General features: G+C 68.2%; 25 protein-coding genes and 1 pseudogene. 11 read left to right on the top strand and 15 right to left on the bottom strand.

Going from position 1 to position 24544, the window contains the following annotated elements:
• The first annotated feature begins 12 nt into the window (after positions 1-12).
• Positions 13-735 carry a haloacid dehalogenase type II gene (locus CAL24_RS15060; protein WP_028354068.1) on the top strand — a complete coding sequence of 241 codons (723 nt, stop codon included), beginning with the start codon at positions 13-15 and terminating at the stop codon, positions 733-735.
• A gap of 13 nt (positions 736-748) precedes the next feature.
• Here the strand turns inward: CAL24_RS15060 and CAL24_RS15055 are convergent, their stop codons facing one another.
• From CAL24_RS15055 to CAL24_RS15045, 3 genes are read right to left on the bottom strand one after another with little or no spacing between them, the layout of a single operon-like run.
• Positions 749-1711 (bottom strand): tripartite tricarboxylate transporter substrate binding protein, encoded by a 963-nt coding sequence (locus CAL24_RS15055; RefSeq protein WP_028354067.1) that lies wholly within the window; start codon positions 1709-1711, stop codon positions 749-751.
• Positions 1712-1746: 35 nt separating this feature from the next.
• Positions 1747-3060, bottom strand: coding sequence for a fumarylacetoacetase (gene fahA, locus CAL24_RS15050; protein ID WP_028354066.1), 1314 nt, complete (start codon positions 3058-3060; stop codon positions 1747-1749).
• Between the two features lie 14 nt (positions 3061-3074).
• Positions 3075-3863, bottom strand: a complete 789-nt coding sequence (locus CAL24_RS15045) for a 3-hydroxybutyrate dehydrogenase (protein WP_028354065.1) — start codon at positions 3861-3863, stop codon at positions 3075-3077.
• A 141-nt stretch (positions 3864-4004) separates the two neighbouring features.
• On the opposite strand from CAL24_RS15045, the gene CAL24_RS15040 reads away from it, so the two are divergent.
• Positions 4005-4883: a LysR substrate-binding domain-containing protein gene (locus CAL24_RS15040; RefSeq protein ID WP_028354064.1), complete on the top strand. Its 879-nt coding sequence runs from the start codon at positions 4005-4007 to the stop codon at positions 4881-4883.
• A gap of 21 nt (positions 4884-4904) precedes the next feature.
• On the opposite strand, the gene CAL24_RS15035 is transcribed toward CAL24_RS15040, so the two are convergent.
• The gene (locus CAL24_RS15035; protein WP_094807092.1) at positions 4905-5951 is read right to left on the bottom strand and encodes an NADP(H)-dependent aldo-keto reductase; all 1047 of its coding nucleotides are present in this window, start codon (positions 5949-5951) and stop codon (positions 4905-4907) included.
• 96 nt (positions 5952-6047) lie between these two features.
• Between CAL24_RS15035 and CAL24_RS15030 the strand changes: the two genes are divergently transcribed.
• Together CAL24_RS15030 and CAL24_RS15025 are read left to right on the top strand one after the other, a co-directional pair.
• Positions 6048-6851: an aminoglycoside phosphotransferase family protein gene (locus CAL24_RS15030; RefSeq protein WP_349290567.1), complete on the top strand. Its 804-nt coding sequence runs from the start codon at positions 6048-6050 to the stop codon at positions 6849-6851.
• Positions 6852-6870: 19 nt separating this feature from the next.
• A complete protein-coding gene (locus tag CAL24_RS15025) occupies positions 6871-7293 on the top strand; it encodes a VOC family protein (protein ID WP_028354061.1) in 423 nt (140 codons plus the stop codon).
• Between the two features lie 15 nt (positions 7294-7308).
• On the opposite strand, the gene CAL24_RS15020 is transcribed toward CAL24_RS15025, so the two are convergent.
• Positions 7309-7677, bottom strand: coding sequence for a c-type cytochrome (locus CAL24_RS15020; protein WP_051439380.1), 369 nt, complete (start codon positions 7675-7677; stop codon positions 7309-7311).
• Between the two features lie 14 nt (positions 7678-7691).
• Positions 7692-8921, bottom strand: a complete 1230-nt coding sequence (locus CAL24_RS15015) for a sulfite oxidase (protein ID WP_028354059.1) — start codon at positions 8919-8921, stop codon at positions 7692-7694.
• A gap of 207 nt (positions 8922-9128) precedes the next feature.
• Between CAL24_RS15015 and CAL24_RS15010 the strand changes: the two genes are divergently transcribed.
• Complete coding sequence (locus CAL24_RS15010; protein ID WP_028354058.1) at positions 9129-9965, top strand: class II glutamine amidotransferase; 837 nt, start codon at positions 9129-9131, stop codon at positions 9963-9965.
• A gap of 4 nt (positions 9966-9969) precedes the next feature.
• Here the strand turns inward: CAL24_RS15010 and trhA are convergent, their stop codons facing one another.
• The 4 genes from trhA to CAL24_RS14990 form a co-directional block, all read right to left on the bottom strand.
• Positions 9970-10623 carry a PAQR family membrane homeostasis protein TrhA gene (trhA, locus tag CAL24_RS15005; protein ID WP_094807289.1) on the bottom strand — a complete coding sequence of 218 codons (654 nt, stop codon included), beginning with the start codon at positions 10621-10623 and terminating at the stop codon, positions 9970-9972.
• A gap of 128 nt (positions 10624-10751) precedes the next feature.
• Positions 10752-11234 carry a VOC family protein gene (locus CAL24_RS15000; RefSeq protein WP_094807091.1) on the bottom strand — a complete coding sequence of 161 codons (483 nt, stop codon included), beginning with the start codon at positions 11232-11234 and terminating at the stop codon, positions 10752-10754.
• Positions 11231-11722: a VOC family protein gene (locus CAL24_RS14995; RefSeq protein WP_028354056.1), complete on the bottom strand. Its 492-nt coding sequence runs from the start codon at positions 11720-11722 to the stop codon at positions 11231-11233. Before CAL24_RS14995 ends, CAL24_RS15000 begins: the two co-directional genes overlap by 4 nt.
• A gap of 104 nt (positions 11723-11826) precedes the next feature.
• On the bottom strand, positions 11827-12186 hold the full coding sequence (locus tag CAL24_RS14990; protein ID WP_028354055.1) for a DUF1428 domain-containing protein: 360 nt from the start codon (positions 12184-12186) through the stop codon (positions 11827-11829).
• 109 nt (positions 12187-12295) lie between these two features.
• On the opposite strand from CAL24_RS14990, the gene CAL24_RS14985 reads away from it, so the two are divergent.
• The 3 genes and pseudogenes from CAL24_RS14985 to iaaH form a co-directional block, all read left to right on the top strand.
• Positions 12296-13279: a GlxA family transcriptional regulator gene (locus CAL24_RS14985; RefSeq protein WP_249278544.1), complete on the top strand. Its 984-nt coding sequence runs from the start codon at positions 12296-12298 to the stop codon at positions 13277-13279.
• 61 nt (positions 13280-13340) lie between these two features.
• On the top strand, positions 13341-14093 hold the full coding sequence (locus CAL24_RS14980; protein WP_094807090.1) for a helix-turn-helix transcriptional regulator: 753 nt from the start codon (positions 13341-13343) through the stop codon (positions 14091-14093).
• 82 nt (positions 14094-14175) lie between these two features.
• A pseudogene (iaaH, locus tag CAL24_RS14975) lies at positions 14176-15621 on the top strand (indoleacetamide hydrolase); the annotation flags it as partial.
• 185 nt (positions 15622-15806) lie between these two features.
• Here iaaH and CAL24_RS14970 read toward each other — a convergent pair.
• The 4 genes from CAL24_RS14970 to CAL24_RS14955 form a co-directional block, all read right to left on the bottom strand.
• Positions 15807-17201, bottom strand: coding sequence for an MmgE/PrpD family protein (locus tag CAL24_RS14970; RefSeq protein WP_094807089.1), 1395 nt, complete (start codon positions 17199-17201; stop codon positions 15807-15809).
• A 1-nt stretch (position 17202) separates the two neighbouring features.
• Complete coding sequence (locus tag CAL24_RS14965) at positions 17203-18177, bottom strand: Bug family tripartite tricarboxylate transporter substrate binding protein (protein WP_094807088.1); 975 nt, start codon at positions 18175-18177, stop codon at positions 17203-17205.
• 88 nt (positions 18178-18265) lie between these two features.
• Complete coding sequence (locus CAL24_RS14960; RefSeq protein WP_094807087.1) at positions 18266-19291, bottom strand: Bug family tripartite tricarboxylate transporter substrate binding protein; 1026 nt, start codon at positions 19289-19291, stop codon at positions 18266-18268.
• 75 nt (positions 19292-19366) lie between these two features.
• Positions 19367-20524, bottom strand: coding sequence for a CaiB/BaiF CoA transferase family protein (locus CAL24_RS14955; RefSeq protein ID WP_094807287.1), 1158 nt, complete (start codon positions 20522-20524; stop codon positions 19367-19369).
• Between the two features lie 521 nt (positions 20525-21045).
• On the opposite strand from CAL24_RS14955, the gene CAL24_RS14950 reads away from it, so the two are divergent.
• The 3 genes from CAL24_RS14950 to CAL24_RS14940 all read left to right on the top strand — a co-directional run bounded on the left by CAL24_RS14950 (position 21046) and on the right by CAL24_RS14940 (position 23438).
• Complete coding sequence (locus tag CAL24_RS14950; RefSeq protein ID WP_094807086.1) at positions 21046-21789, top strand: GntR family transcriptional regulator; 744 nt, start codon at positions 21046-21048, stop codon at positions 21787-21789.
• Positions 21790-21852: 63 nt separating this feature from the next.
• Positions 21853-22284 (top strand): Zn-ribbon domain-containing OB-fold protein, encoded by a 432-nt coding sequence (locus CAL24_RS14945; RefSeq protein ID WP_170947088.1) that lies wholly within the window; start codon positions 21853-21855, stop codon positions 22282-22284.
• A complete protein-coding gene (locus CAL24_RS14940; protein ID WP_212591737.1) occupies positions 22284-23438 on the top strand; it encodes a thiolase family protein in 1155 nt (384 codons plus the stop codon). Before CAL24_RS14945 ends, CAL24_RS14940 begins: the two co-directional genes overlap by 1 nt.
• 150 nt (positions 23439-23588) lie before the next feature.
• On the opposite strand, the gene CAL24_RS14935 is transcribed toward CAL24_RS14940, so the two are convergent.
• On the bottom strand, positions 23589-24482 hold the full coding sequence (locus CAL24_RS14935; RefSeq protein ID WP_094807084.1) for a LysR substrate-binding domain-containing protein: 894 nt from the start codon (positions 24480-24482) through the stop codon (positions 23589-23591).
• Positions 24483-24544 lie beyond the last annotated feature (62 nt).

Genomic DNA, 24544 nt, shown 5'->3' with positions numbered 1-24544 from the left:
GGGAGCATACACATGGCGTGGGACAAGGTACAGGCGCTGGTATTCGACGTGTTCGGCACGGTGGTCGACTGGCGCAGCGGCGTGGCGCGCGAGGCGGCGCCGTTCCTGGCGCGGCACGGCCGGCGCGACATCGATCCGGCGGCCTTCGCCGACGCGTGGCGCAGCCATTACTCGCCGTCCATGGAGGCGGTGCGCAGCGGGCTGCGGCCGTTCGTGCGGCTGGACGTGCTGCACCGCGAGAACCTGGAGGCCGCGCTGCGCGATGTGGACATGGACCCGGCCGCGCTGCCGCCCGCCGAGCTGGACGCGTTGAACCTGGCCTGGCACCGGCTCGACCCGTGGCCCGACGCGCTGGAAGGGCTGGCGCGGCTGAAGGCGCGCTACATCATCGCGCCGCTGTCCAACGGCAACATCCGCCTGATGCTGGACATGGCCAAGCGCGCCGGCCTGCCGTGGGACGCCATCCTGGGCGCCGAGGTGGCGCAGGCCTACAAGCCGATGCCGGAAGCCTACCTGCGCACCGCCGAGGTGCTGGGCCTGGCGCCGGCCGAGGTCGGCATGGTGGCCGCGCACAATGGCGACCTGGCGGCGGCGCGCCAGTGCGGCCTGAAAACCGCCTTCGTGCGCCGGCCCACCGAACACGGGCCCGGCCAGACCTCCGACCTGCAGCCCGCGCAGGATTGGGATGCGGTGGCCGACGATTTCGGCCAGTTGGCGGATCAGCTGTTGGGCTGACCCTGCCCGCACGCTACTTGCCCGTGATATTGCCCAGCTTGCGGATCGTTTCCTTCTCGGTTTCCACGCTTTTCAGCGCCGCCCGGGTATAGGCCTGGTGGTCCAGATACAGCGGCGACACGCCAAGCTGGATCAGCTTCTGCTGGAAGGCCGGGTCTTTCATGGCGGCGCCGATGGCGCCGTCGATCTTGGCCACGACGTCGGCGGGCATGCCCTTCGGGCCCGCGATGCCGAAGGCGGAAGTGTGCACCACGTCGTAGCCCGCTTCCTTCAGCGTGGGCACGTCCGGCAGCGAGGCCGAACGTTTTTCGCCCAGCGTGGCCAGCGCGCGCACGTCGCCGTTCTGGATGTAGGGCAGGATGCCGCTGGCGCCTACCAGCGTCTGGATATGTCCGCCCATCAGCGCGGCCAGCGCGTCCGATTCGCCCTTGAACGGGATGTGCGTCCACTGCACCTGCAGCGCCTCGCTGAGCTGCACCATGGCAATGTGCTGGCTGCTGTATGCGCCAGGCGTGCCGTATGAGATCGAGTCGGCGTGGCTCTTGGCGTAGGACGCCAGGTCGTCCAGCGTTCGCCACTGCGAATTGCCCTTGACGGCCAGGTAGTAGTCGTAGCCGGCGACTTGCGAAATGTAGGTGAAGTCGCGGGCGGGATCGTACGGCGCGCCGGTGATGTGAGGCATGCGGTAGATGCCGATAGGCACCATGGTGATGGTGTAGCCGTCGGGCTTGGCCTGCAGCATCTGGATGGCGCCCATGGTGCCGTTGGCGCCGGTCTTGTTCTCGACCACCACCGATTGTCCGAGGCGCTGGCCCATTTGCTCGGCCAGCGCGCGGCCGACCTGGTCGGTGACGCCGCCGGCCGAGTAGGGCACGATCAGGCGGATGGGCTGGCTCGGATAGCCGCTCTGCGCGTATGCGCCGGCCGATGCCAGCCCGAGAGCGGCGGACAGCGTGGCGATCAAGGTCGTTCTCATTGGTGTGGTCTCCTGTGGGTTATAGGCATGAGGCATCAGTGGTCGCGGCTGTAGGGCGACGGGTGCGCCGGCGCCAGGCGCGCCCGGCAATCTCCGAACCCGATCCGGTAGCCCTGCGCGCCGCCGCAGTGCGCGCGCAGGGTGATTTCATCGCCGTCGCACAGAAAGGTGCGTTGCTCGCCCGACGGCAGCGTGACCGGCTTGCGGCCCCCGGAGGTCCGTTCCAGCAGGCTGCCGTCTCCGGAATGGTCGGGCGTGGAGATGGTGCCCGAGGCCAGCAGGTCGCCGGGACGCAGGTTGCAGCCCCCCAGCGTGTGCTGGGCCAGCATCTGCGCTGGCGTCCAGTACAGGTGCTGCGCATGCGACAGCGCCAGGCGATGCGGCGGCAGGCCCTGGGTGCGCATGGCCGGGGTGGAGATCCAGACTTCCAGCTCGATGTCGAGACCGCCCAGCCGCTGGTCTTGCGTGTCGTGCAGATAATCGAGCAGGGGCGGGTCGGACGCGTCGCGCGGCATGGCGGCACGGCGGAACGGCGCCAGCGCCTCGGAGGTGACGACCCACGGCGAGACGGTCGACGCAAAGTTCTTGCCCTGGAACGGGCCCAGCGGTTTGTATTCCCAGGCCTGGATGTCGCGCGCGGACCAGTCGTTGAACAGCCCATAGCCGGCGATGTGCCCCGGGGCGTCGGCGATGGGCACGGGCTCGCCCAGCGCGTTGCCGGGGCCGGCCCAGATGGCCAGCTCCAGTTCGAAATCGACCCGCGCGCTGGGCTGCAGGCGCGGCCCGTCGTCGCCGGCGACCTGGCCCCAGGGGCGGCGCACGGCTTCCCCCGATACGGTAATGGACGAATGGCGGCCGTGATAGGCGATGGGCAGGTGCTTGTAGTTCGGCAGCAGGGGATTGTCGGGACGGAACAGCGTGCCGGCCTTCACGGCATGGTGGATGCCGCAATAGAAGTCCGTGTAGCCGCCGACGATCGCGGGCAAGGCCAGGCGGCAATCGGCCATGGCATGCAGCAGGCGGTCGGCCTGTACGGCCGCAGGATGGCCGTCGGCCAGCAGCTCGAACAGGGCATGGCGGATGGCGCGTCGTTCGCGCGGCGGCAGGCCCATCCATGCATTCAGGCTGGGCGCGCGCAACGCCTGCCGCGCGGGCGGGGCCAGGGTGTCGAGCAATCCCGCGTCCAGGGCGGCCCGCGCGTCCAGCACGCAGTCGCCGATGGCCACCACGATGCGCCCGTCGGCGCCGTCGAGCACGCCCATGGGCAGGTTCTGCAGCGGGAACTGCGGATGGCCGTTGGCGCTGGCCACCCAGCTGGCGCGCGATGCGTCGTGTGTATGGTCGATCATTGGCTCGTCCCTACCTACTGTGCGGTGGTGCCGCCGTCCATGGCCCAGGCCACGCCGCGCACTTCGGCAGCCGCCGGCGAGCAGAAGAAGACTGCCAGCTCGGCGATCTGCTCGACCGTCACGAAGCGGCCGGAAGGCTGGCGCAGGCCGATCAGCCGCTGCGTGGCGGCGTCGTTGTCCAGTCCTTCGCGGGTGGCCAGGGCATCGATCTGTTTTTGCACCAGGGGGGTGTGTACCCAGCCGGGGCAGATGGCATTGCAGGTGATGGCCGTGGGCGCCGTTTCCAGAGCCACCGACTTGGTCAGGCCGATCAGGCCGTGCTTGGTGGCGTTGTAGCCTGCCTTGCCGGCGCGGCCACGCAGGCCGCTGATCGACGCCATGTTGATGATGCGGCCCCAGCCGCGTTCGCGCATCGCGGGCAGGGCGGTGCGGATGGTGTGGAAGCTGGCCGACAGGTTCACCGCCAGCATGTCCTGCCAGATCTGCGGCGAGAACTCGGCGATGGGGCTGACGTGCTGGATGCCGGCATTGTTGACCAATATGTCCAGTGCGCCGTGGCGGCGATTCAGGCCGGCGATCATCTGCTCGATCTGCCGGTAGTCGCGCAAATCGCAAGGCGCGAATTCAGGGCGGTCGCCGTGCTGCTGCGCGAAATGGTCGCACAGCGCCTCGGCCTCGGCAGCGCTGGCCAGGCCATTGAGCACCAGGTGGGCGCCGGCATCCGCCAGGCGCCGCGCCAACGCCAGCCCGATGCCGCTGGTGGACCCGGTCACGAGCGCTACCCGTCCCTTCAACAATGCCATGCAAGTCTCCCTATCAATCGACGTATCGGGCACAGCGTATGCCGGGGCGATTATGATGTCTAATACATATTTACCGGTCGATTTATATGCCATGAGTATTATTAAACGCTCCGCACCGCGCGCCCGCGCTACAGGAACGCCATGGAATTACGCCACTTGACCAGCTTCATCGTCGTCGCCGAAGAACAGAGCTTTACGCGCGCCGCGCTGCGCCTGCACATTGCGCAGCCGCCGCTCAGCCAGCGCATCCGCGAGTTGGAAGACGAACTGGGCGCGCGCCTGTTCGAGCGCAGCACGCGCAAGGTCGCGTTGACCAGCGCCGGCCGGGTGTTCCTGGATCACGTGCGCGCCTTGCCGCGCCAGATCGACGAAGCGGTGCAGGCGTGCCGGCGCGCCCAGCGCGGCGAGACCGGCAAGCTCCGGCTGGGCTACACCGGCCGGGCCAGCCAGGCGCAACTGCCGCGTCTGCTGGGCAGGTTGCGGCAAGCCTATCCCGACGTGATGCTGGATATCCAGGGGCCGCTGCCGACCGGCGCCTTGCGGCTGAAGCTGTTGCAAGACGAACTGGACGCGGCGTTGTGCTTCTTGCCGATCGAAGGGCCGGGGCTGCAGGCGCGCGTGTCGCTGGAAAGCGAATTCGCCATGGCGCTGCCGGCATCGCATCCGATGGCCCGGCCTCGCAGGCTGGCGTTGCGCCAATTGCAGGGCGAGCCCTTCGTGGCGTACCCGGCGGGGCAGGGCTTTCATTTGCGGCAGGCCATGGAAGCCATCTGCCGCGATGCCGGCTTCGCGCCGCGCGTGGTGCGCGAGTCGGAGGCGTCACAGACGCTGTTATGCCTGATTGCCGCCGGCGTGGGGGTAGGCCTGATCCCGCGCGAGATCGAGGCCCTGAATATCGAGGGGGTGGTGTTCCGGCCTCTGCCGCGCCATGCCCGGCGCATCCAGCACGGCCTGGCATGGCGGCAGGACAACCACAATCCGGCGCTGGGCCGGCTGCTGGACTTGTTTGGCCAGGGCTAGCCGCGCCGGGGCGACGTTGCGCTACGGCGCGGGGTTGGGCTGCTGGGCGTGGATGCGCTCGATTTCTTCCAGCAGGGCGGGCGACAACGTTACTTCTGCGCTGTCGATGTTCTCCCGCAGCTGTTCCAGCGTGGTGGCGCCGATCAGGTTGCTGGCCACGAACGGCCGCTGGTTGACCCAGGCCAGCGCCAGGTGCGTCGGCGACAGGCCGTGGGCGCGCGCCAGCTGCACATATTCGCGCGTGGCGGCCTCCGACTGCGCGTTGCTGTAGCGCGTGAAGCGCGTGTACAGCGTCAGGCGCGCGCCTTCGGGGCGGGCGCCATCCAGGTATTTGCCGGACAGCACGCCCATGGCCAGCGGTGAATAGGCCAGCAGGCTTACCTGTTCCAGATGGCTGAATTCCGCCAGGCCTTGTTCGTAGGTGCGGTTGAGCAGGCTGTATGGATTCTGGATCGAGGCGATGCGGGGCAGCCCCTGGGTTTCGGCGTGCTTGAGGAATTGCGCCACGCCCCAGGGCGTTTCGTTGGACACGCCGATGTGCCGCACCTTGCCGGCGCGCACGAAGTCCCGCAGCACCTCGAGCGTTTCCTGGATGGGCACGGTGTAGTCGTCGTCGATCCACGGGTAGGCGCGCCCGAAGGTGGCGGTGCTGCGGTCGGGCCAGTGCAGCTGGTACAGGTCCAGGTAGTCGGTCTGCAGGCGCTTGAGGCTGGCGTCCAGCGCGGCGGTGAGGTTGTTGCGGTCGAGGAAGGTCTTGCCGTCGCGGATGTGGCCAGGCCGCTTCGGGTCGCGCACCGGCCCGGCCGCCTTGCTGGCCAGCACGATGTCATGGCGGCGGCGCGTCTTGGCCAGCCAGGTGCCGATGTAGGTTTCGGTGCGACCCTGTGTCTCGGGCTTCGGCGGCACCGGATACATCTCGGCGGTGTCGACCAGGTTGATGCCGCGCGACAGGGCGTAGTCGAGCTGTTCGTGGGCCTCGGCTTCGCTGTTCTGCTCGCCCCAGGTCATGGTGCCCAGGCCGATCAGGCTGACATCGAGATCGGTACGGCCGAGTTTTCGGTATTTCAAGGCTGAACTCCGGATAGGGTGGGAAACGCCGTCCGATGTTACTACCCTCGGGTTGGAGGATGATTTAATGGCTGGGCCATACCGTGGAGGTTAGCCTTGAGGATATTCGACCGCTATTTGCGGCAGTGGGGCCTGGAGCCGGACGGCGCGCCGATCCGCACCGCCACCAGCCGCCTGCTGCCGGTGCGCCAGGGCGCCGCCGCGGCCATGCTGAAGATCGCCCGCGTCGAGGAAGAGCGCCGGGGCGCGCGGGTGCTGGCGTGGTGGGCGGGCGAGGGCGCCGCGCGCGTGCTGGCCCAAGATGGCGACGCGCTGTTGATGGAGCGGGCGCAAGGCCCCGGCTCGCTGGCCGCCATGGCGCGCCGCGGCGCCGACGACCCGGAGGCGACCCGCATCCTGTGCGGCGCCGTGGCGCGCCTGCACGCGCGGCGCGGCCGGCCGCCGCCCGGCCTGGTGCCGCTCGACGACTGGTTCCGCGACCTGTGGCTGGCTGCCGAGCGGCATGGCGGGGTGTTGCGCGACAGCGCGCGCCACGCCCGCGCCTTGCTGGCCGAGCCGCGCCAGCCAGGCGTATTGCACGGCGATATCCACCACGGCAATGTGCTGGATTTCGGCGCGCGCGGCTGGCTGGCGATCGACCCGAAAGGCCTGCACGGCGAACGCGGCTTCGACTATGCCAACCTGTTCTGCAACCCCAGCCGCCGCACGGCGCTGGCGCGCGGGCGTTTCGAGCGGCGTCTGGACATCGTCGCGGCCGCGTCGGGCATCGAGCCTCGCCGCCTGCTGCAGTGGGTGCTGGCCTGGGCCGGGCTGTCGGCCGTGTGGATGCTGCAGGACGACGCCGACCCGGCCGGCACGCTGCAGGTCGCCGCGCGCGCCGCGGCGGCGCTGGCGGTTTGAACGCATTCAGGAGACCGATATGAAACCCCGCATCACCCTGATCACCCTGGGCGTGGACGACCTGGAACGGGCCGTGCGCTTTTACCGCGACGGCCTGGGCTGGCCCACGCAAGGTATCGTCGGCACCGAGTTCGAGCACGGCGCCGTGGCGTTTTTCGACCTGCAGCCCGGCTTGAAGCTGGCCCTGTGGCCGCGCGCCAGCCTGGCGCACGACAGCGGCTTGCCGGTGGGGCCGGCCAGCGCCACGCACTGCGCGCTGGCCCACAATGTGTCGGACCGCGCCGAGGTCGACAGCGTCATGCGGCAGGCGCGCGCGGCCGGCGCGACGGAGGTCAAGCCGGCCGCCGACACCTTCTGGGGCGGCTATGCCGGCTACTTCCAGGACCCGGAAGGGCACTTGTGGGAAGTGGCCTGGAACCCGCAACTGCTGCCGCGCGACTGACGCCGCGCGGCGCCGCTACTGGGCCGCGCCGGTGGCGGCGGCCACGTAGTCGGCCAGGACCTGCACGTCGGCATCGCTGAGCGCCTCGAACGCCGGCATGACGCCGATGCCGTTGCGCACCGCCAGGGCGACGCGCTTGGCATCGGGCTTGAGTTCGTCCAGGTCCGGTCCGATGGTGCCGGCCGCGCCGGCGTCGGCCAGCGTATGGCAGACGGCACAGGCCGGCGTGGCGCCCTTGGTGAACAGCGCGCGGCCCGCCTCGGCGTCGGCCGCGTGGGCCGCGCCGGCGGCGGCTGCCGCGCACAGGCCGGCCGCCAGGGCCGGCAGGATGCGCCGCCAGCCGGCGGCGCGGCGGCGGGTGGAGTGCTGCTGGGAATTGTGCATCGATGCCGCCGTTCCTATGAAACCGTGATCTGCAGCGCGTGGTCGCGCCAGCTGCTGTTGAGGTAGCCGCGCGCGTTTTCTTCGCGGTTCTCGACCTGCACGTTGCCTTCGCTGTCCTCGACCCGGCTGGCTAGCGTATGCTGGCCGGCGGGCAGCTCGACGGCCAGCGCGAACTGGCGCCAGGCGTACTTGCCCAGGTCGGGGCCGACCAGCGCGGCCTGCTTCCAGGTCTTGCCGCCGTCGACCGACACATCCACGCGCTTGACGGCGTGCATGCCGCCGAACGCCACGCCGCGCACCAGCGCGCGGCCGGCCTTGACCGGCTCGCCGTCCGCGCCGGGCGCGGTGATCCACGACTTGGGCGTCATGGCCCAGGCCGACGGGTGTTCGGGGCCGGGCTTGGCGTCCAGCGGCGCGATCCGGTAGCTGGTCTGCTGGATCTTGACCGGGCTCTGGTCGGCGGTGAACGCCAGGCGCTTGATGTACTTGACGTTGTTCACGCCGGTATAGCCCGGCACGATCAGGCGCAGCGGCCCGCCGTGCGCGAGGCTGAGCGGCTCGTTGTTCATCTCCCACGCCAGCATCGCGTCCTGCATGGCCTCGCGCGGCACCGAGCGCTCCACCATCAGGGTCTTGGGATCCAGCCCTTCGGGCAGCTTCTCGCCGCCGGTGCCGGTCATGTACTTCAGGTCGCCGTCCACGCCGCCCAGTTGCTCGACCAGCGCGCGCACCGGGATGCCGGTCCACAGCACGCAGCCGGCCGCGCCCACCTGCCATTGCGTGCCGCTGGGCTTGTGCGGGAAGAAGCCGCGCCCGTTGCCCGAGCATTGCAGCACGGTGGCCATCGTCTCCACGCCCAGTGTCTTGAGTTCGGCCAGGGTGAAGCTGCGCGGGTTCTTCACGCCCTGGATCTCGACCGTCCAGGCGTCGCGGTCGTCGAGAATGGAGGCGTCCGGCGGCGGCAGGTTGTTGCGCACGTACAGTTCCCGCGACGGCGTGATCACCCCGTCGCCGAACGCGCCGCGCCGGGTCTCGATGGTGTTGGCGCTGTGTACGATGACGCTGTCGGCGTCCTTCCAGGCGGCATAGGCCGGCAGCGGCTTGGCCGCCGGCGCGGCTTCCTTGGCGGCCGCTTCGCTGGCGCGCGCCAGGCCCGGGGCGGCGCCCAGCCCGGCGGCGGCCAGGGCGCCGGCACCGCCGGCCAGCAAGCGCCGCCGCGCGGGGTCGAGGGGAGTGGTGTTCATGGCATGCCTCCGTGATCGCCGCGCACAGTGCGGGCTGGCGCGGTATTGTGGTTATGGTGGGCCGCCGTGCGGCGGCCGTCGCCCGTCGGGGCGGCTGCCGTCATCATGGGCAATGCCGTTCTTTATGTCAATTGGTTGTAAGACGCAAAGTTCAATTATTGAAATCCATATATAAACGCAAAGTAAACAATAAGCGGGAGAGACACCATGTGCCGCTGGATGGCTTATACCGGCAGTCCGCTGAAGCTGGAGACCGTGATTTTCAAGGCCCGGCATTCCCTGATAGACCAGAGCCTGCATGCGCGCCTGGGCGCCACCACCACCAACGGCGACGGCTTCGGGGTGGGCTGGTATGGGCGCGATCCGGACGAGGCGCCGTTCCGCTACCGCAGCATTCACCCGGCCTGGAACGACCGCAACCTGCGCGAGGCGGCGCGCGCCATCAAGGCGTCGCTGTTCGTGGCCCATATCCGGGCGGCCACCGACACGCCGGCCCAGGAGACCAATTGCCATCCGTTCCGGCATGGCCGCTGGCTGTTCGTGCACAACGGCCTGATCCGCGAATACCCGCTGTTGCGGCGCGAGCTGATGCTGCACATCGCGCCGTCCTACTTTCCGTCACTGGAAGGCTCCACCGATTCGGAGGTGATGTTCCTGCTGGCGCTGAGCTTCGGCCTGGAGAAGGACCCGCTGCCGGCGCTGCAGCGCATGGCGGGACTGGTGGAGGAGGTGGGCCACCGCCACGGCGTGGCGCACCCGTTGAACATGACCGTGTGCGCGCTGGACGGCCAGCGCCTGATCGCGGTGCGCTATTCCAGCGAGGCGAATTCGCGTTCGCTGTTCCACAATACCGATGTGCGCCACCTGAAACAGTTGTATCCCGACGAGCCGCGCATTGCGGCGCTGGACGACGACACCTACATGCTGCTGTCGGAGCCCTTGACCGAACTGCCGGGCGCCTGGGAGGAAGTGCCGGAGGCCTGCGCCATCATCGCGGGCGGGGGGCAGGTGCGGCGCTACGATTTCGCGCCTGCGGGCGGCTGACGCGTCAGGCGGGCGGCACGGCGTACCACAGGGCCGCGAAGAAGTGGCAGGCCGTGCCGGCCAGCACGAACAGGTGCCAGACGAAGTGGCTGTAGCGCCAGCGCGAGTCGAACACGAAGAACAGCACGCCGCCGGTATAGGCCAGGCCGCCGGCCAGCAGCAGCCAAAGCCCCCCGGCGGGCACGTGCTCGACGACCGGATCGACGGCAATGGCCACCAGCCAGCCCATGGCCAGGTACAGCGCCAGCGAGACCGCCGGGCGGTCGAGCCGCCGCATGGCCTTGAGCGCCACGCCCAGCGCCGCCAGGCCCCACACCAGGCCGAGCAGGGTCCAGCCCCATGGGCCGCGCAGCGGCCCGAGCGCGAACGGCGTATAGGTGCCGGCGATGAGCAAATAGATGGCGGAGTGGTCCAGCACGTTGAAGACTTGCTTGGCGCGCCCGCGCGGCAGGGCGTGGTACAGGGTGGACGCCAGGTACAGCAAACACATGCTGGCCGCGAAGACGGCCGCGCCGGCGATCAGGGCCGCATCGCCCCGGCGCGTGGCGCCGACGATCAGCAGCGGCGCCGCGGCCACGGCGCCCAGCGCGCCCAGGCCATGGCTGATGCTGTTGGCGATTTCTTCGCCGAGGGTCTGGGGGCGGTCGGAGGCGGACATGGCGGCGGTCGAGTCGTGGTGGCGCAATAGCACACCTTAGGTGTTTATGGGCGCCGGTTCAAGCCGCGCATCCGGGCCGGGCTTGCCCGCGCGCAAGCCGGCCCGTATGCGGGCTGCCGAGCGGACGGCTACGCCGCCTGGCCGGCGCGCCGGATCGCCGCCAGGTCCAGCTTGCGCATACCCAGCACGGCCTTCATGATGCGCGCCGCGGCGGCCGAATCGGCGCGCTTGAGCATGCTGGTCAGCTCCACCGGCACGATCTGCCACGACAGGCCGTACTTGTCCTGCACCCAGCCGCATTGCTCGCCTGGCCCGCCGGTGGACAGGCGTTCCCAGTAGTAATCGACTTCGACCTGGTCCTGGCAGTTGATCACCAGCGAGATGGCCGGCGTGAAGCTGAAGTGCGGGCCGCCGTTGAGCGCCACGAATTCCTGGCCGTTCAGGGTGAACGTGACCGTCATGACCGAGCCTTCGGGGCCGGGCGTGCCCGCCGGGTAGCGGACGATATCGCCCAGCCGCGAGTTCTTGAAGACCGAGGTATAGAACCGGGCGGCCTCCTCGGCCTGGTGGTCGAACCACAGGAACGTGGTGATCGCCTGGCCGCCGCTCATGACTGGCCCTTGCCGGCCATGTCGGGGCACGGCGGCGCGTTGCGCATGGCTTCCTGGATCTGCTCGGGCGTGAGGTCCTGCTTGTGCGTGGCGATCGACCAGCGGTGCCCGAACGGGTCGGTCAGCTGGCCGTAGCGGTCGCCCCAGAACATGTCGGTGGCGGGCATGGTCACGGTGGCGCCGGCGGCCTGGGCCTGGGCCATGGCCGCGTCCACGTCTTCGACGTACAGGTGGATGACCACCGGCGAGCCCTTCAGCGCCTTGGGATCGCAGGCGCCCCATTCGGGGAAGGCGTCGCACAGCATCAGGGTGGAATCGCCGATGCGCACCGCGGCGTGCGCGATCTTGCCGTCGGGGGTCGGCAGGGACGCCAGCTCGACGGCGTTGAATGCCTTGACGTAGAACTTGATGGCCTCGGCCGCGCCGTCGCAGGTCAGGTGCGGGGTCAGCGAGTGCATGTCGTCGGGAATGGGTTTGACGGTGGCCATGATGGGCTCCAGTAGGGCGGCGCCGGGATGGCAGGCCGCTGTATGGGTACGACGATCGGCCGGGCGCTGGATCGACAGCGGCGGCGATTTTTTTTGCCGCGGCGCTACGCCGCGACCAGGGTGCGGAACCCGCCCCAGGCCATGCGCCGCATTTCGAAGACGCCTTCCACGGCCCCTTCGTGCAGGCGCTGGTCGGCCATGACGGCGGCGTTGATGCGGTCGCGGTCGGCCTTGCTGGGGTAGAGAATCCAGGCGAAGATCACCACCTCGTCGTCGCGCGCGCCCGCGGCGGCGGTGAAGCTGGCGCAGCCCGCGTCCATGTTCAGGTCGTCGCCGACGCATTCGCGGTAGTCCAGCGCGCCGTGTTCTTTCCAGACCTGGCCGGCGAGGGTGGCCATCGCCTTGTAGGCGTCCAGCTTGTCTTTGGGGACGGCAAGCAGGAAGCCGTCTACGTACTGTTCCATGGCGATGCTCCTGGGTTGGCCGGCGGGTGGCCGGACGACTACTGTATCGGGAATTCCCCTCGCTGCCGATGGGGAATTGCGACAATCTTGCGGGTGGATTGCGACAGCCATGTGGCGCTATGCTGGCGCCATGAAGAATGTCGCCTTCCTGCTGCCCGTGGGGGCCAATATCGCCTCGCTGGAGACCGCCCGGCACGGCTTCCTGGTGGCCAACCAGTATCTGCAGGAGCAGGGCCGCCCGCCCTGTTTCGACGTGCGGCTGCTGGCCGCCACGCCGCGGGTGCAGCTGGACCACGGCCGCATCAGCGTGCAGGCCGACGCGGTGCTGGACGAGGCCGGGCCGGTGGACATCTGCGTGGTGCCGCCGCTGCTGGCGCCGGGCCCCGAGGCGGTGGCCGCCAACCCGCAACTGATCGACTGGCTGACGCGCCATTACAAGAACGGCGGCGAAGTCGCCTGCCTGTGCGTGGGCGCGGCCCTGGCGGCGGCCGGCGGCCTGCTGGACGGCCGCCGCGCGGTGGTGCACTGGGTGGCGCAGGGCCTGTACGCGCAATGGTTCCCGGCGGTGCAGTGGGTCAGCGACCGGGTCGTCATGGCCGAGCAGGGCCTGTACACCAGCGGCGGGGCGTTCTCGGCCGCCCACCTGGTGCTGCACCTGATCGAGAAATACACCGACCGCGAGACCGCCATCTGGTGCGCCAAGTTCTTCCAGCTGGACTGGAGCCGCCAAAGCCAGCTGCCGTTTTCGGTGTTCGTCGGCCACAAGGCGCATGCCGACGAGGTGGTGCGGGCGGTGCAGCAATATATCGAGGCCCGCTATGCCGAGCGCCTGACCGTCGAAGGCCTGGCCGGCCGCTTCGCGCTGGGCCGCCGCACGCTGGAACGGCGCTTTCGCCAGGCCACCGGCAACAGCATCGTCGAATACCTGCAGCGCATCCGCATCGAGGCCGCCAAGAAGCAGTTGGAGAATTCCCGCAAGAGTGTGGCCGAGGTCATGTACGAGGTCGGCTACAGCGATACCAAGGCGTTTCGCGATGTATTCAACAAATACTGCGGGATGTCGCCGGTCGGGTATCGGGAACGCTACTTATAGCGCCGCCGGCGCGGCCATGTGACACTGGCGCGGCCGCGCGCTGTCGCGGCCAGGAGCCGCCATGCCTTCCGCCATCTACGACATGAGCGCCAGCGAACTGGCGCAATTGGCCGACATTGTCCACACCCTGGCCGGCGGCGACGCGCGCGCCGGCCTGCGGGCCCAGGTGCTGCCGGGCATGGCCCGCCTGCTGCGTTGCCAGTTCGGCGCCTCGTACCGCTGGGACGCCGCGGCGCGGCGGTTCGTCGACGGCGCCGGCTACAACATGAATCCCGTCAACCTGCGTGCCTACGACGAGCGCCACCAGTTCCGCGACCCGATCTCGCACCGCCTGCGGCCGCTGCGCCGCGCCGCGCTGGTCGACGAGGCGCTGGGCCGGCGCGAACTGGAGCATTCCGAGTTTTACAACGATTTCCTGGCGCGCGACGGCCTGCACCATGGCGTCAACATCTATTTCGCCGACGCGCGCGGACGCGACGTCGGCGACCTGCGGCTATGGCGCGCGGCGGGCGCGGCGGATTTCGGCGAGCGCGACCTGCGGCTGCTGGACTTGCTGGCGCCGTACTTCGCGCGGGCCCTGGCCGCCGACGAGCCCGCGCGCGCCGGCGCGGCGGCCCGCCTGAGCCCGCGCGAACAGCAGGTGGCGCGCCTGGTGGCGCAGGGCCGCGGCGACCGCGAGATCGCCCGGGAACTGGGCATGGCGTTCACCACCGTGCGCACGCACCTGAAGCACGCCATGGAAAAACTCGAGTGCGCCAACCGCACGGCGCTGGCGGCGCGCTGGCTGGCGGGCCACCGGCCTCCTCAGGATTGAGGATACCGGCCGGCGCGCCGCGTGCCTAGAATGGGCCGGGCCGGCGCGCGGCCCGCATGCGCCGGCCCGCCAGGAGACCGCCATGCGCCACGCCGATCGTCCATTGCCCGACCTGAACACTCTGACCGCCGTTGCGGCGGCGCGCCTGGTCAGCCAGGGCGACGCCAGCAGCGAGGCGCTGACGCGCGTCTACCTAGAGCGGATACGCGCGCACGCGGCGTTGAACGCCTTCATCACGGTGGACGAGGCGGGCGCGCTGGCCCAGGCGCGCGCCAGCGACAGCCGCCGGCGCGCCGGCCAGGCCGGTGCGCCGCTGGACGGCGTGCCCATTGCCATCAAGGACAACATCCACGTCGCGGGCCTGCCCAGCACCGCCGGGACGCCCGCGCTGCGCGATTTCCGGCCCGCCGCCGACGCTCCGGTGGTGCGCCGCCTGCGCGACGCCGGCGCGGTCATCGTCGGCAAAGCCAATATGCACGAACTGGCGTTCGGCTCGTCCGGCTACAACACCGCGTTCCATGTGCCCGGCATAGTGGGCGTGCGCAATGCCTATGACCCGGCCCGCGTGGCAGGCGGCTCGTCGGCCGGCAGCGGGGCGGCCGTGGGCGCGCGCCTGGTGCCGGCGGCGCTGGGCACCGACACCGGGGCATCGGTGCGGGTGCCGGCCTCCTTCAACGGCGGCACGGGCTTGCGGCCCACCATCGGCCGCTATCCGCGCGACGGCATCACGCCCATTTCCCATACCCGCGACACCCCCGGCCCCATGGCCAACGACATGGCCGACCTGGTGCTGCTGGACGCGCTGCTGAGCGGCGAGCCGCCGGTCGGCGAAGCGCCGCCCGCGGCACGGATCCGCCTGGGGCTGCCCGATTATTTCTGGCGCGACCTGGACGCGGAGGTCGGCGCCGTGGCGGGCCGGGCGCTGGCGCGGCTGGCCCATGCCGGGGTGCAGCTGATCGACGTGCAGATGCCGGAGCTGGCCGGGCGCAATGCGGCGGTGAGCATGCCGGTGGCCATCCACGAGCAGCGGACCGACCTGGTCCGCTACTTGCGCGAGCATGGCACCGGCGTGTCGTTCGACGACGTGCTGGCGCAGATTTCCAGCCCGGACGTGCAGGCGATCTTCCGCACGATGGTGGCGCCGGGCAAGCTGCCGGCGCCGGACGGCACGCTGGTCGACGTCCTGCCGGCGTATCGCGCCGCCATGGCCGGCGGCCGCGCGGCGCTGCTCGATACGTATCGCGAGACCTTCGAGCGGCATTACCTGGACGGGCTGTTGTTCCCGGTGGTGCCGATCCTGCCCATGCTGGCGAATCCCGAGGCCAGCAGCCCGGCCAATTTCGAGCGGCTGATCCGCAATACCGACCCCGGCAGCAATGCCGGACTGCCGGGGCTGGCGCTGCCGGCCGGGCTGTCCGCGGGCGGCCTGCCGGTGGGGCTGGAAATCGATGGCCTGCCGGGCGCGGACCGCCGCGTGCTGGCCATCGGCATGACGCTGGAGCGCGTACTGGGCCGGCTGCCCGCGCCGGGGGGCCGTCTAGCGGCGGAGGCCGGAAGGTGTCAGACACCCGCAGGGTGTCTGACACCTGGCGATGGAAGAGGAGGAGAGCGCGGAAGGTCACCCGCAGGGTGTCTGACACCTGGCGCGATGGAAGAAGAGGAGAGCGCGGGAGGTCACGGGAGGTGTCAGACACCCACCGGGTGTCTGACACCTTACAGGCGCTGCGTGCGAGCGCCAACCCCTATCAGGTGCATCAGGTCCGAAGCGCTACGCTGCTCCAGCGACAGCACGGCGTCGACGATACGGCCGGCGTGGACCGGATCGACCGCGCGAGCCGCGTTGTCATGAAACTTGGCAACGACGTCGGCGTTGCTGATCGGGCGCGACGCGGCACCGCGGTTGATCGGTTCGCTGTGCTTCAGGACACGGCCATCGGCCAGAATCACGATGACCTCGCCGCCGTAGTAAGTCGGAAAATCCGCAGCGGGGTCAGCCTCGCATTCCACCAGCGAAGCGAGCGCAAGCGTATCCGCGTCCTGATAGGCGGCCGGATCAAGGGCGTCCAGGGTGAAGCGGCCAAAGCGCAACCCAATGGCGACCGCGTAAGGAATGCTGAACTGCGCCTCGTAGACATTTGTCGGACGTCGCTTGCCTTGAATCGGCTCGCACACGGTTTTCATCACCCCGGCCGGCACGCGGGCGACAATGCGCCGGACAGCGGCGCCGTCCCACGCGCGATGTAACTGGCTTGCCGCATCCGCGCAGGCATGAACGAAATGGCAGGCCGGGACTGGCTTGACGGCCACATGGCTGGTTTCCCAGATTGTCCCGAGGCCGTTCGTGGCGAGCGCCAGGTCACATTGGTGTGCCAATGGTCCGAGGTGGCTGTTGTACAAGCCGAAACGCCCCTCGTACACCGCCCGGGTGCCGACGAAGCCATGCTTGGCCAACGTGGCCGCGGTGATGCCGGCCGTGCCAGCCCACCCCGGATGCAAACGCTTGTTCCATGCCCCATCGCTGAGAAATTCCAGGCTGCCGGACGCGAAGGACAGCGCAATGCCTTGCGCCTGCACGGTCCGCTCAGCGTCCAGCCCGAGCAAGCGCGCGGCAGCCAAGGCGCACCCGAAGGCGCCGATGAGCCCGGTGGGATGAAATCCGACCTGGTGGAAGCCGCCCTTGGCCGCCGCGCCGAGGCGTGTGGTGGCTTCCACGCCCAGGATATAGGCGGCCAGCAAGTCGTGTCCGCCACCCTTCAGGCGCGTGGCGAGGCCAAGCATCGCGGGAAGTACCGACGTAGTGGCGTGCAGGACTCCCGCCGGATGCGTATCGTCGTAATCGAGGCCGTGTATCAACAGCGCGTTCATGACCACGGCATCGCGCAAGGGCAGCGACTGCCCGTAGCCGATCACCGGTATGTCGCCGCCCGGGCCCGCCAACTCACGCAGGCCGGCCATGGTCACGCGGGCAAAATCCCATTGGGTGCAGGCGATGGCGATGCCCAGCGCGTCGAGGATCAAGTGCTTCGCACGGACGCGGACCTCTGTCGGCACGTCTTCCAGGCGAAAGTCAGTGGCGAAGCCAGCCAGATCGGATGAAAGCGTTGCCATTTCAATCGACCCTGGCGCCGGAGAGCTTGACCGCGACAGCCCACTTATCGATTTCAGCGCGCAGGTAAGTCGAGAACTCGGCGTCGTTCATGACCGCCGGTTCGGCGCCGATGGCCGTGAGCTGATTCTTGACCTCGGGCGTATCGAGCCACGTCGCGAGCGCCTTGTGCAGCGTATCGATAACTTCCCTGGGAGTGCCCTTCGGCGCGAGAACACCGACCCAGGAAGGGGTGTCCAGGTTGCCAAGGCCGGCTTCGGCGATGGTCGGCACATCGGGCGCCGCCGAGCTGCGACGCGTGGTCGCCACGGCCAGAATGCGCAGCTTTCCCGAACGCATATGCGGCAGCAGCGCCGGGCCGGTATCGAACATCGCGCTGACCCGGCCAGCCATCAGGTCGGTCACTGCCGCCGCGCTTCCCTTGTAGGGAACATGGGTCATGCGGATACCCTGAGCCTGCTTGAACAGCTCCATGCTCAAATGGCCGGTGACGCCGTTGCCTGTAGAAGCATAGTTCAATGTGTCCGGAGCCGCCTTGGCCAGCTTGACCAGGTCCGCGGCATTCTGCGCCGGCACATCCACGTTCACTGCCAGGAACTGCGGCACGATCGCCAGGAGGCTGACCGGCTCGAAATCCCGCAGCGGGTCGTAGGATAAATTCGAATAGAGGCTCGGATTGATCGCCATGGGGCCTCCCGAGCTGACGAGCAAGGTGTAGCCATCGGCTGGGGCCTTGGCTACTGCCTCGGCGCCGATGATGCCCGCCGCCCCTGCCTTGTTGTCGACGATGGCCGGTTGGCCCAGGGCGCCCTGCAATTGCCTGGCCAATACCCGCGCGACAATATCAGTGGCCTGGCCGGGCGGGAAACCGACCACCAGTCGAATCGGCTTGGCCGGATAAACGGCATGGGCGGGGCTGGCCGAAGCGAGCAGCGCCAGGGCCGCGGTACACAATAGGCTGCGCAGGCCAGGTTTCATCGGTGTCTCCTGTGATTTTTCGAGTATTGGCGTGGAATGAGGCGCGGGGTATCGATCTGCAGCGCTCGCGCGTGTTGGCCCGCCGCGTTCAGTAAGCCTGGGGCTCCACTTTGGCGTTTTTCAGCACTTCGGCCCATTGCCTGGTTTCGGATTGAATCGTTGCGCGCACGGCCTGGGGCGTCTTGGGCGGCGAGGCGAGGATCTTCTGCCCGGACAGCGCCTGCCGGGTCTGGGGCTGGGCGACCCAGTCGTTGGCGAGCGCGACCAGCTTTTCCACGATGGCTGGTTGAGTGCCCGCCGGCGCGAACAGCCCGACCCAATAGCTCACGTCGTAGTCATCCAGCTCGGGTACCCCCGAGTTGCCCATGCCAGGCACGCCGGGCATGAGCGGCGACGGCTGGCCGGAGCTGACGGCCAAGGCCTTGAGCCGGCCGGCGGCGACCTGCGGCGCGGCGGCGGCGAGGCTGTTGAACATCAGGTGCACATTGCCGGCGATGAGGTCGGCGTCGGCCTGGTTCCCGCCACGATAGGGGATATGCACCATCTCGATGCCGGTCGAGGTCTTCAGCAGTTCCATCAGCACGTGCGCATAGCTGCCCAGGCCGTTAGAGGCATAGGACAGTTTGCCGGGATTCTGGCGAACATAGTTCACCAGTTCCTTGACGTTGTTCGCGGGCAGGCTGGGCGCGGCAATCAACAAGGCGGGCAGCACACCTAGCTCGGCGATGGGCTGCAGGTCGCGCTCGACGTCGTACCGCAGGTTCTTGTAGAGCGAGGGATTGATCACGATCGTCGAGGATGTGGTCAGCAGCAGGGTGTAGCCGTCGGGAGCCGCGGTGGTCACCGCCTCGACGCCTATGGTGCCGCCGGCGCCGGAACGGTTCTGCACAATGACGGGCTGGCCCAAGCGTTCGGACGCATATCGGCCGAACAGGCGGGCGACAACGTCCGCCGTGGATCCGGGCCCGAACGGCACGATGAGTTGTACCGCGCGATTGGGGTAGTCCTGTCCGTTGGCGGCGTGCGCCGCGCTGCCCAGCGGCAGCAGGGACAGCGCCATGCAGCCGATGGCCGCCTTCAGCGCACTGCCCAGGCCTGATCGTGTCCGGCACATGATTGTCTCCTCGTGGTGGCGGCGGACGAGCCGCCTATTATTCAGGCTTCCGAGAGATGCCTGGCGGGGTGGTTTTCAGGGCAACTGCAGGGCCTGTACAAGATCATTGTCCGCGCCCAGCCGGGGCGCCGTGTCGAAGGTCAGGTCATCGTGGTTGTCGAGCCATAGCGGCGTGCGGATCATGCGCCGCTTGCCGACGACGGGATCGTCGATTTCCACGTACATGCCGCGCGCGCGCAAGTGCGGGCAGTCGTACACCTCGCGCACGCTTTGCACTTCGCCCGCCGGCACGCCCGCCGCGCTGAAATGCTCGACAATTTCCCGGCGGGTCCTGCTGCCGGTCCAGCGGTTGATTTCCGGGCGGATGATGGCGCCGAAATGCAGGGATCGCGATTTCACGGTGAGCAGCTCGCCGCGGGTCAACAGGTCTTCGCGGGACACGGCCACGCACAGGCGGCGCCAGATTTCATCGGTGGGCAGAATCAACGCGACATAACCGTCCGCCGCCTTGAAGGTGCCAACCGGCGCGTAGGCGTCCAGGCCCCGCTGCCGTTGCTCGCCCGTGAATTCCGCCAGCATCAGCTCGCGCTCCATCAGCGAGGCGGCTGCGTCGTACATGCTGATATCGACAAAGGTTCCGCGCCCCGTCTCGTCCCGCGCGCGCAGCGCCGTGAGCACGCCGAACGCCGCGTGAATGCCGGCGAAGATGTCGCAGAAGCCGGTAACGGTGGGGATGGGCGGGCCGTCCACCTCGCCGGTCACATCCATGATGCCCGCCATGGCCTGCACGGCCGTGTCGAAGGCGGGCCGGTCCGAGTACGGGCCGCGCCGCCGGGGCGAGCGGCCATAGCCGCTGATGGCCGCATACACCAGGCGTGGATGACGGGGCGCCAGGGCCTCGTATCCCACCCCCAGCTTGTCGACCGCGCCGGGACGCAGGTTCTCGACCACGACATCCGCGGTATGGACCAGCGCGACGTAGCGCTGGCGGTCCTGCGCCTGGGACATATCCAGCGTCACGGACGATTTGTTGCGGTTGTAGGAGAGAAAGCCCCCGCTGAGCTGCCCCGAGCCCGCGCGCACGAGGGGATCGTAATCACGCCGCGGATCGCCGCCCTGGGGGCGTTCCACCTTGATGACTTCGGCGCCCTGATCGGCAAGCATCATGGCGCAATAGGGCGCAGAGATGTACTGCCCCAGTTCAACGATTCGAATGCCCTGCAATGGCTTCATGACGGGTTCCTGAGTGACCTGCGCGTATGCCGCGCATTGGATGCGCTGCCATCGATCCGCGCGGGCCCGGCCGGTGCGGCGGTGGCGGTCGATGTCGAATTGGTCTGCATAATACATCCGTACCAATTTGATTTGAAACTTAGCGAAAACCCGTATCCGTGAAGAGGGTTCCGTGGTGGAATCGGATTGAAGGATGAAAAAGTGAGAAATTTCAACGGTTTATTCTGCCTGTCAAAGCGCCGGGGGTCGCGGCATGCCAGCTAAATGTCTTTGGGAATTGTTGGTTTCAGTCTGAAGTTGTTGACCAAATTGGTACGTATGATTATGATCCTGACAACCCAACGCATGTGGGTGGCATGGCAAACGTCGTCACCGCATGCCCAAACGGACAAGGAGCATCCACCCCGGTTGTTTCGCAACGCTGCGTGCCCTGGAGTCTGCGGGCCGCCGGCCATGGTTGTTGATACGATGTCGCGACCTTTCGGCAATAACGCGAGCGAACCAAGCACGGGTGGATAGGTATGAAACGAGCAGTAGAAGTACCGGCATATCGCACGTTGACTGAGCAACTGCGGCAACAGATCTACGGGGGCAGTTTTGCGCCCGGCACACGGCTGCCTACAGAGGTCGAACTGTGCCGCCAGTACGAGGTGAGCCGGCACACGATCCGCCTGGCGCTCAAGCAACTCGTTGCCGAGGGGCTGATCGACCAGATTCAAGGCAGCGGCACGTACGTCAGGGGCCGGCCGCAAACCGATGAACGCTATGTGCGGTCCATCGGTTCGATGGACGACCTGACGATGTGGCCGGGCACGGATATGGACGTGGTGCAGCCGTTCGCGGTGCGCGTGGATGCGTCGGTGGCATCGCGGCTGCAGCTGGATTATGTCGAGGTCGCGACCGCGCAGGTCAGGCGCTTGTTCAATGGGCAGCCCTTTGTGTATACGCGGCACCATGTGTCGCCGGCGCTGGGCCGCATCCTGAAGGAGCAGGACATCCCGTCCAACGGCCCCGGCACGGTTATCGGCGCGGCGGAAGCGTACTTGCAGCGTCCCGTCGCAGGGGTGCAGCAGAACATCACGGCGCTGAACTGCGATGCCGACATCGCGCGGCATATCGGCTGCGCGCCGGGCGATGCGGTGATTTTCATCGAGCGTCTTTACTACGACACGTCGGGCGCTTTTATTGAGTTGACGGAATCGTTTTTCAACCCCAGACGGTACGCTTATCGGGTGGACCTCAAGCGCAAGGGCAGAGGCGGCTGAGCCAGTCGCAGGCCGTTCTGCTTCATGCCGTCGCCACACATTCCAGCCCACTGGAGGCATTTCATGTTGAACGCCATTGAAGCAGACCAGCCATATAAACCCATACGGGAAGGGTTGTTCCAGATCGACCCGCCCAGACTGCTGGGTTCGCAATGCCCGGCTTGCCGCACCAAGGTCTATCCCGCCAAGGGGTTTTGCCCGCAATGTGACGGCGACGGCGCCGAACGGCCGCACGTGGTGCCCTTGTCCCCCGAGGGCGTCGTGTTTGCCTACACCGTCATTCACCAGGCTCCGGCGGGACGCAAGACGCCTTACGTGCTGGCTTACGTGGACCTGGATGACGAAGTGCGCGTGCTGGCACAGATCCATGCCCCGCACACCGATATCCGGATCGGGCAGCGTGTCGCGCTGGCGCTGTGCGCGGCCGGCACGGAGGACGGCAAGCCGGTGATCGGATATGCCTTCGTACTGGTCGACCAATCGCGGGGGGCGTGATGATGCAGGCAAGTTATTTCGCGGGCGCGGGCATGGTGCGCTTTGGCAAGTATGGTCCGGAAACCGGTCTTGAACAGCTCGGCGCCGCCGCCGCCCGCGCGGCCATGCACGACGCCGGCGCGCGCCGCTCGGACATCGAGGCGGTATACGTGGGGCACGTGTTCGGCGGGCCGGTGGCCGGCCAGCGCATGGCCGTCGAATTGGGCCTGGACGGGCTGCCGATCAGCAACCACGAGAACTATTGCGCCAGCGGCGCGACCGCATTGCGCGAAGCCTGGATGGCGATCCGGGCGGGGGCCCATGACGTCATCCTCGTGGTGGGGGTGGAGAAAATGACGGACCGGATCAAGGGCGGCGTGACGCCCGACCCGTCCGACCTGGACGCCATGCAGGGCTATGTCATGGCGGCCGGGCATGCGTTGAGCGCCCAACGCTATATGGCAGACCACGGCGCCACGCGCGAACAGATCGCAATGGTCGCCGTCAAGAACCACAGGCATTCCATGCACAACCCCTATGCCCAGTATCAGCACGCCATCAGCCTGGAGGAAGTGCTGAGCGCGCGCGCGATCGCCGACCCGCTGGGCAAGCTGGACTGCAGCCCGATCAGCGACGGTGCGGCCGCAGTCGTCCTGTGCAGCGCGACCGGCTTGCAACGGCTGCGGTTGAACCGCGACGGCCGCCCGCATATCCGCGCGATCGGCCTGGCCAGCGGCCGTGCACGCACAGGGCTATACGATCTGAATGAAGAAGACATATCGCGCCGCGCGGCCGTCCAGGCGTACGAGGCGGCAGGCATAGGCCCGGGCGATATCGACCTGGTCGAGATGCATGACTGCTTCACCATCGCGGAGATCGTACGCCTGGAAGGCATCGGCCTGATTCCCAGGGGAGAGGGCGGGCAGTGGACGCAAGCCGGGCATACCTCGGTGGGCGGCAAGCTGCCGGTCAATCCCAGCGGCGGGTTGCTGTCGCGCGGCCACCCGGTGGGCGCCACGGGTGTGGCGCAAGTCTGCGAGCTCTACTGGCAACTGACCGGCCAAGCCGGCGCGCGACAGGTCGATGACGCGCGAGCCGGCCTGGCGTACTGCAAGGGCGGCACCGTGGCGGGCACCGACGGCGGCTCGGTCACCACGGTGATTCTTGCGCGTTGACGCCACTGGACAGCCGCGGACGACAGGCTCTCCGGAGGGCCGGGTATTGCCAGGTGCCAGACCCCCGACGGGTGTCCGACACCTAGAGAGGGGCGGGAGGTGTCAGACACCCATGGGTGTCTGACACCGAGATGTGGGCGATCTGGATCTTCACGGCGGGCCCGCGTCGTCGCGGGCCAGCTCGTCGAGCAGGTATTGGCGCAGCACGCTGCTCAGGAAACTGCGGCTTTCGTTCTCGAACAGGCCGATGCTGCGATGCGCGCTGGGGTCGTCGAAGCGGACCACGTGCAGGTCCGGGTCGCGGTCCCAGTCGGTGCCGCGCGGCAGCGGCAGGATGGTGACGCCCATGTCTTCCTTGACCATGTCGACGATGGTGCGCATGGCGTTCATTTCCAGGAACTCGCCGGCCTTCAGGTGGCGGCGCCGCATGAATTCGTCGATCAGCGTGCCGGTGTTCGAGCTGCGCGACACGCGCAGGAACAGACGTTTGGCCAGCAGGGCCTCGATGGCGGGGCGGGCGGCGGCCTGCTTGCTGGCGATGAAGACCAGCGGCTCGCGGTACAAGTGCGTCCACAGCACGCCGGCCGGCACCTTGTGCGCGTTCTTCACCGACACGGCGGCGTCCAGCTCGCCTTCCTTCACGCGCGAGACCAGGTCGCCCGAATAGCTGATGCCGGGTTCGACCGCCAGGCGCGGATACTGCTTGCGGATGCGCAACACGGCCTTGACCACCATGCTCATGGACGTGGCGATGGACGCGACCTTGATCGAGCCGGCCAGGTCCTTGGGGTCGGGCTCCTGCAGGCGCAGCGCGTCGTACTGCATCAGCAGCTGCTGCACGCGCGGCACCAGCCGGTGGCCGCGCTGGTTCAGCGTGATGCTCTTGCCGACGCGATCGAACAAGGGGTAGCCCAGGTCGTTTTCCAGGCTCTGGATCTGCAGCCCGACCGCGGCCGGCGTCAGGGACACGTGTTCCGACGCCGCCGCGAACGAGCCGCAGCGGGCCACTTCAATGAAGCTGCGCAGGACGCGAATACTGCTCATGGCCGGATCTTTGCCGCACGGTGTTTTATAAAGAAATACTTTATACAGCAGAAATTTATTCT

The organism is Bordetella genomosp. 2, assembly GCF_002261345.1.
Taxonomy (GTDB): Bacteria; Pseudomonadota; Gammaproteobacteria; order Burkholderiales; family Burkholderiaceae_B; genus Bordetella_A.
This window is presented reverse-complemented; position numbering and strand designations above follow the sequence as displayed.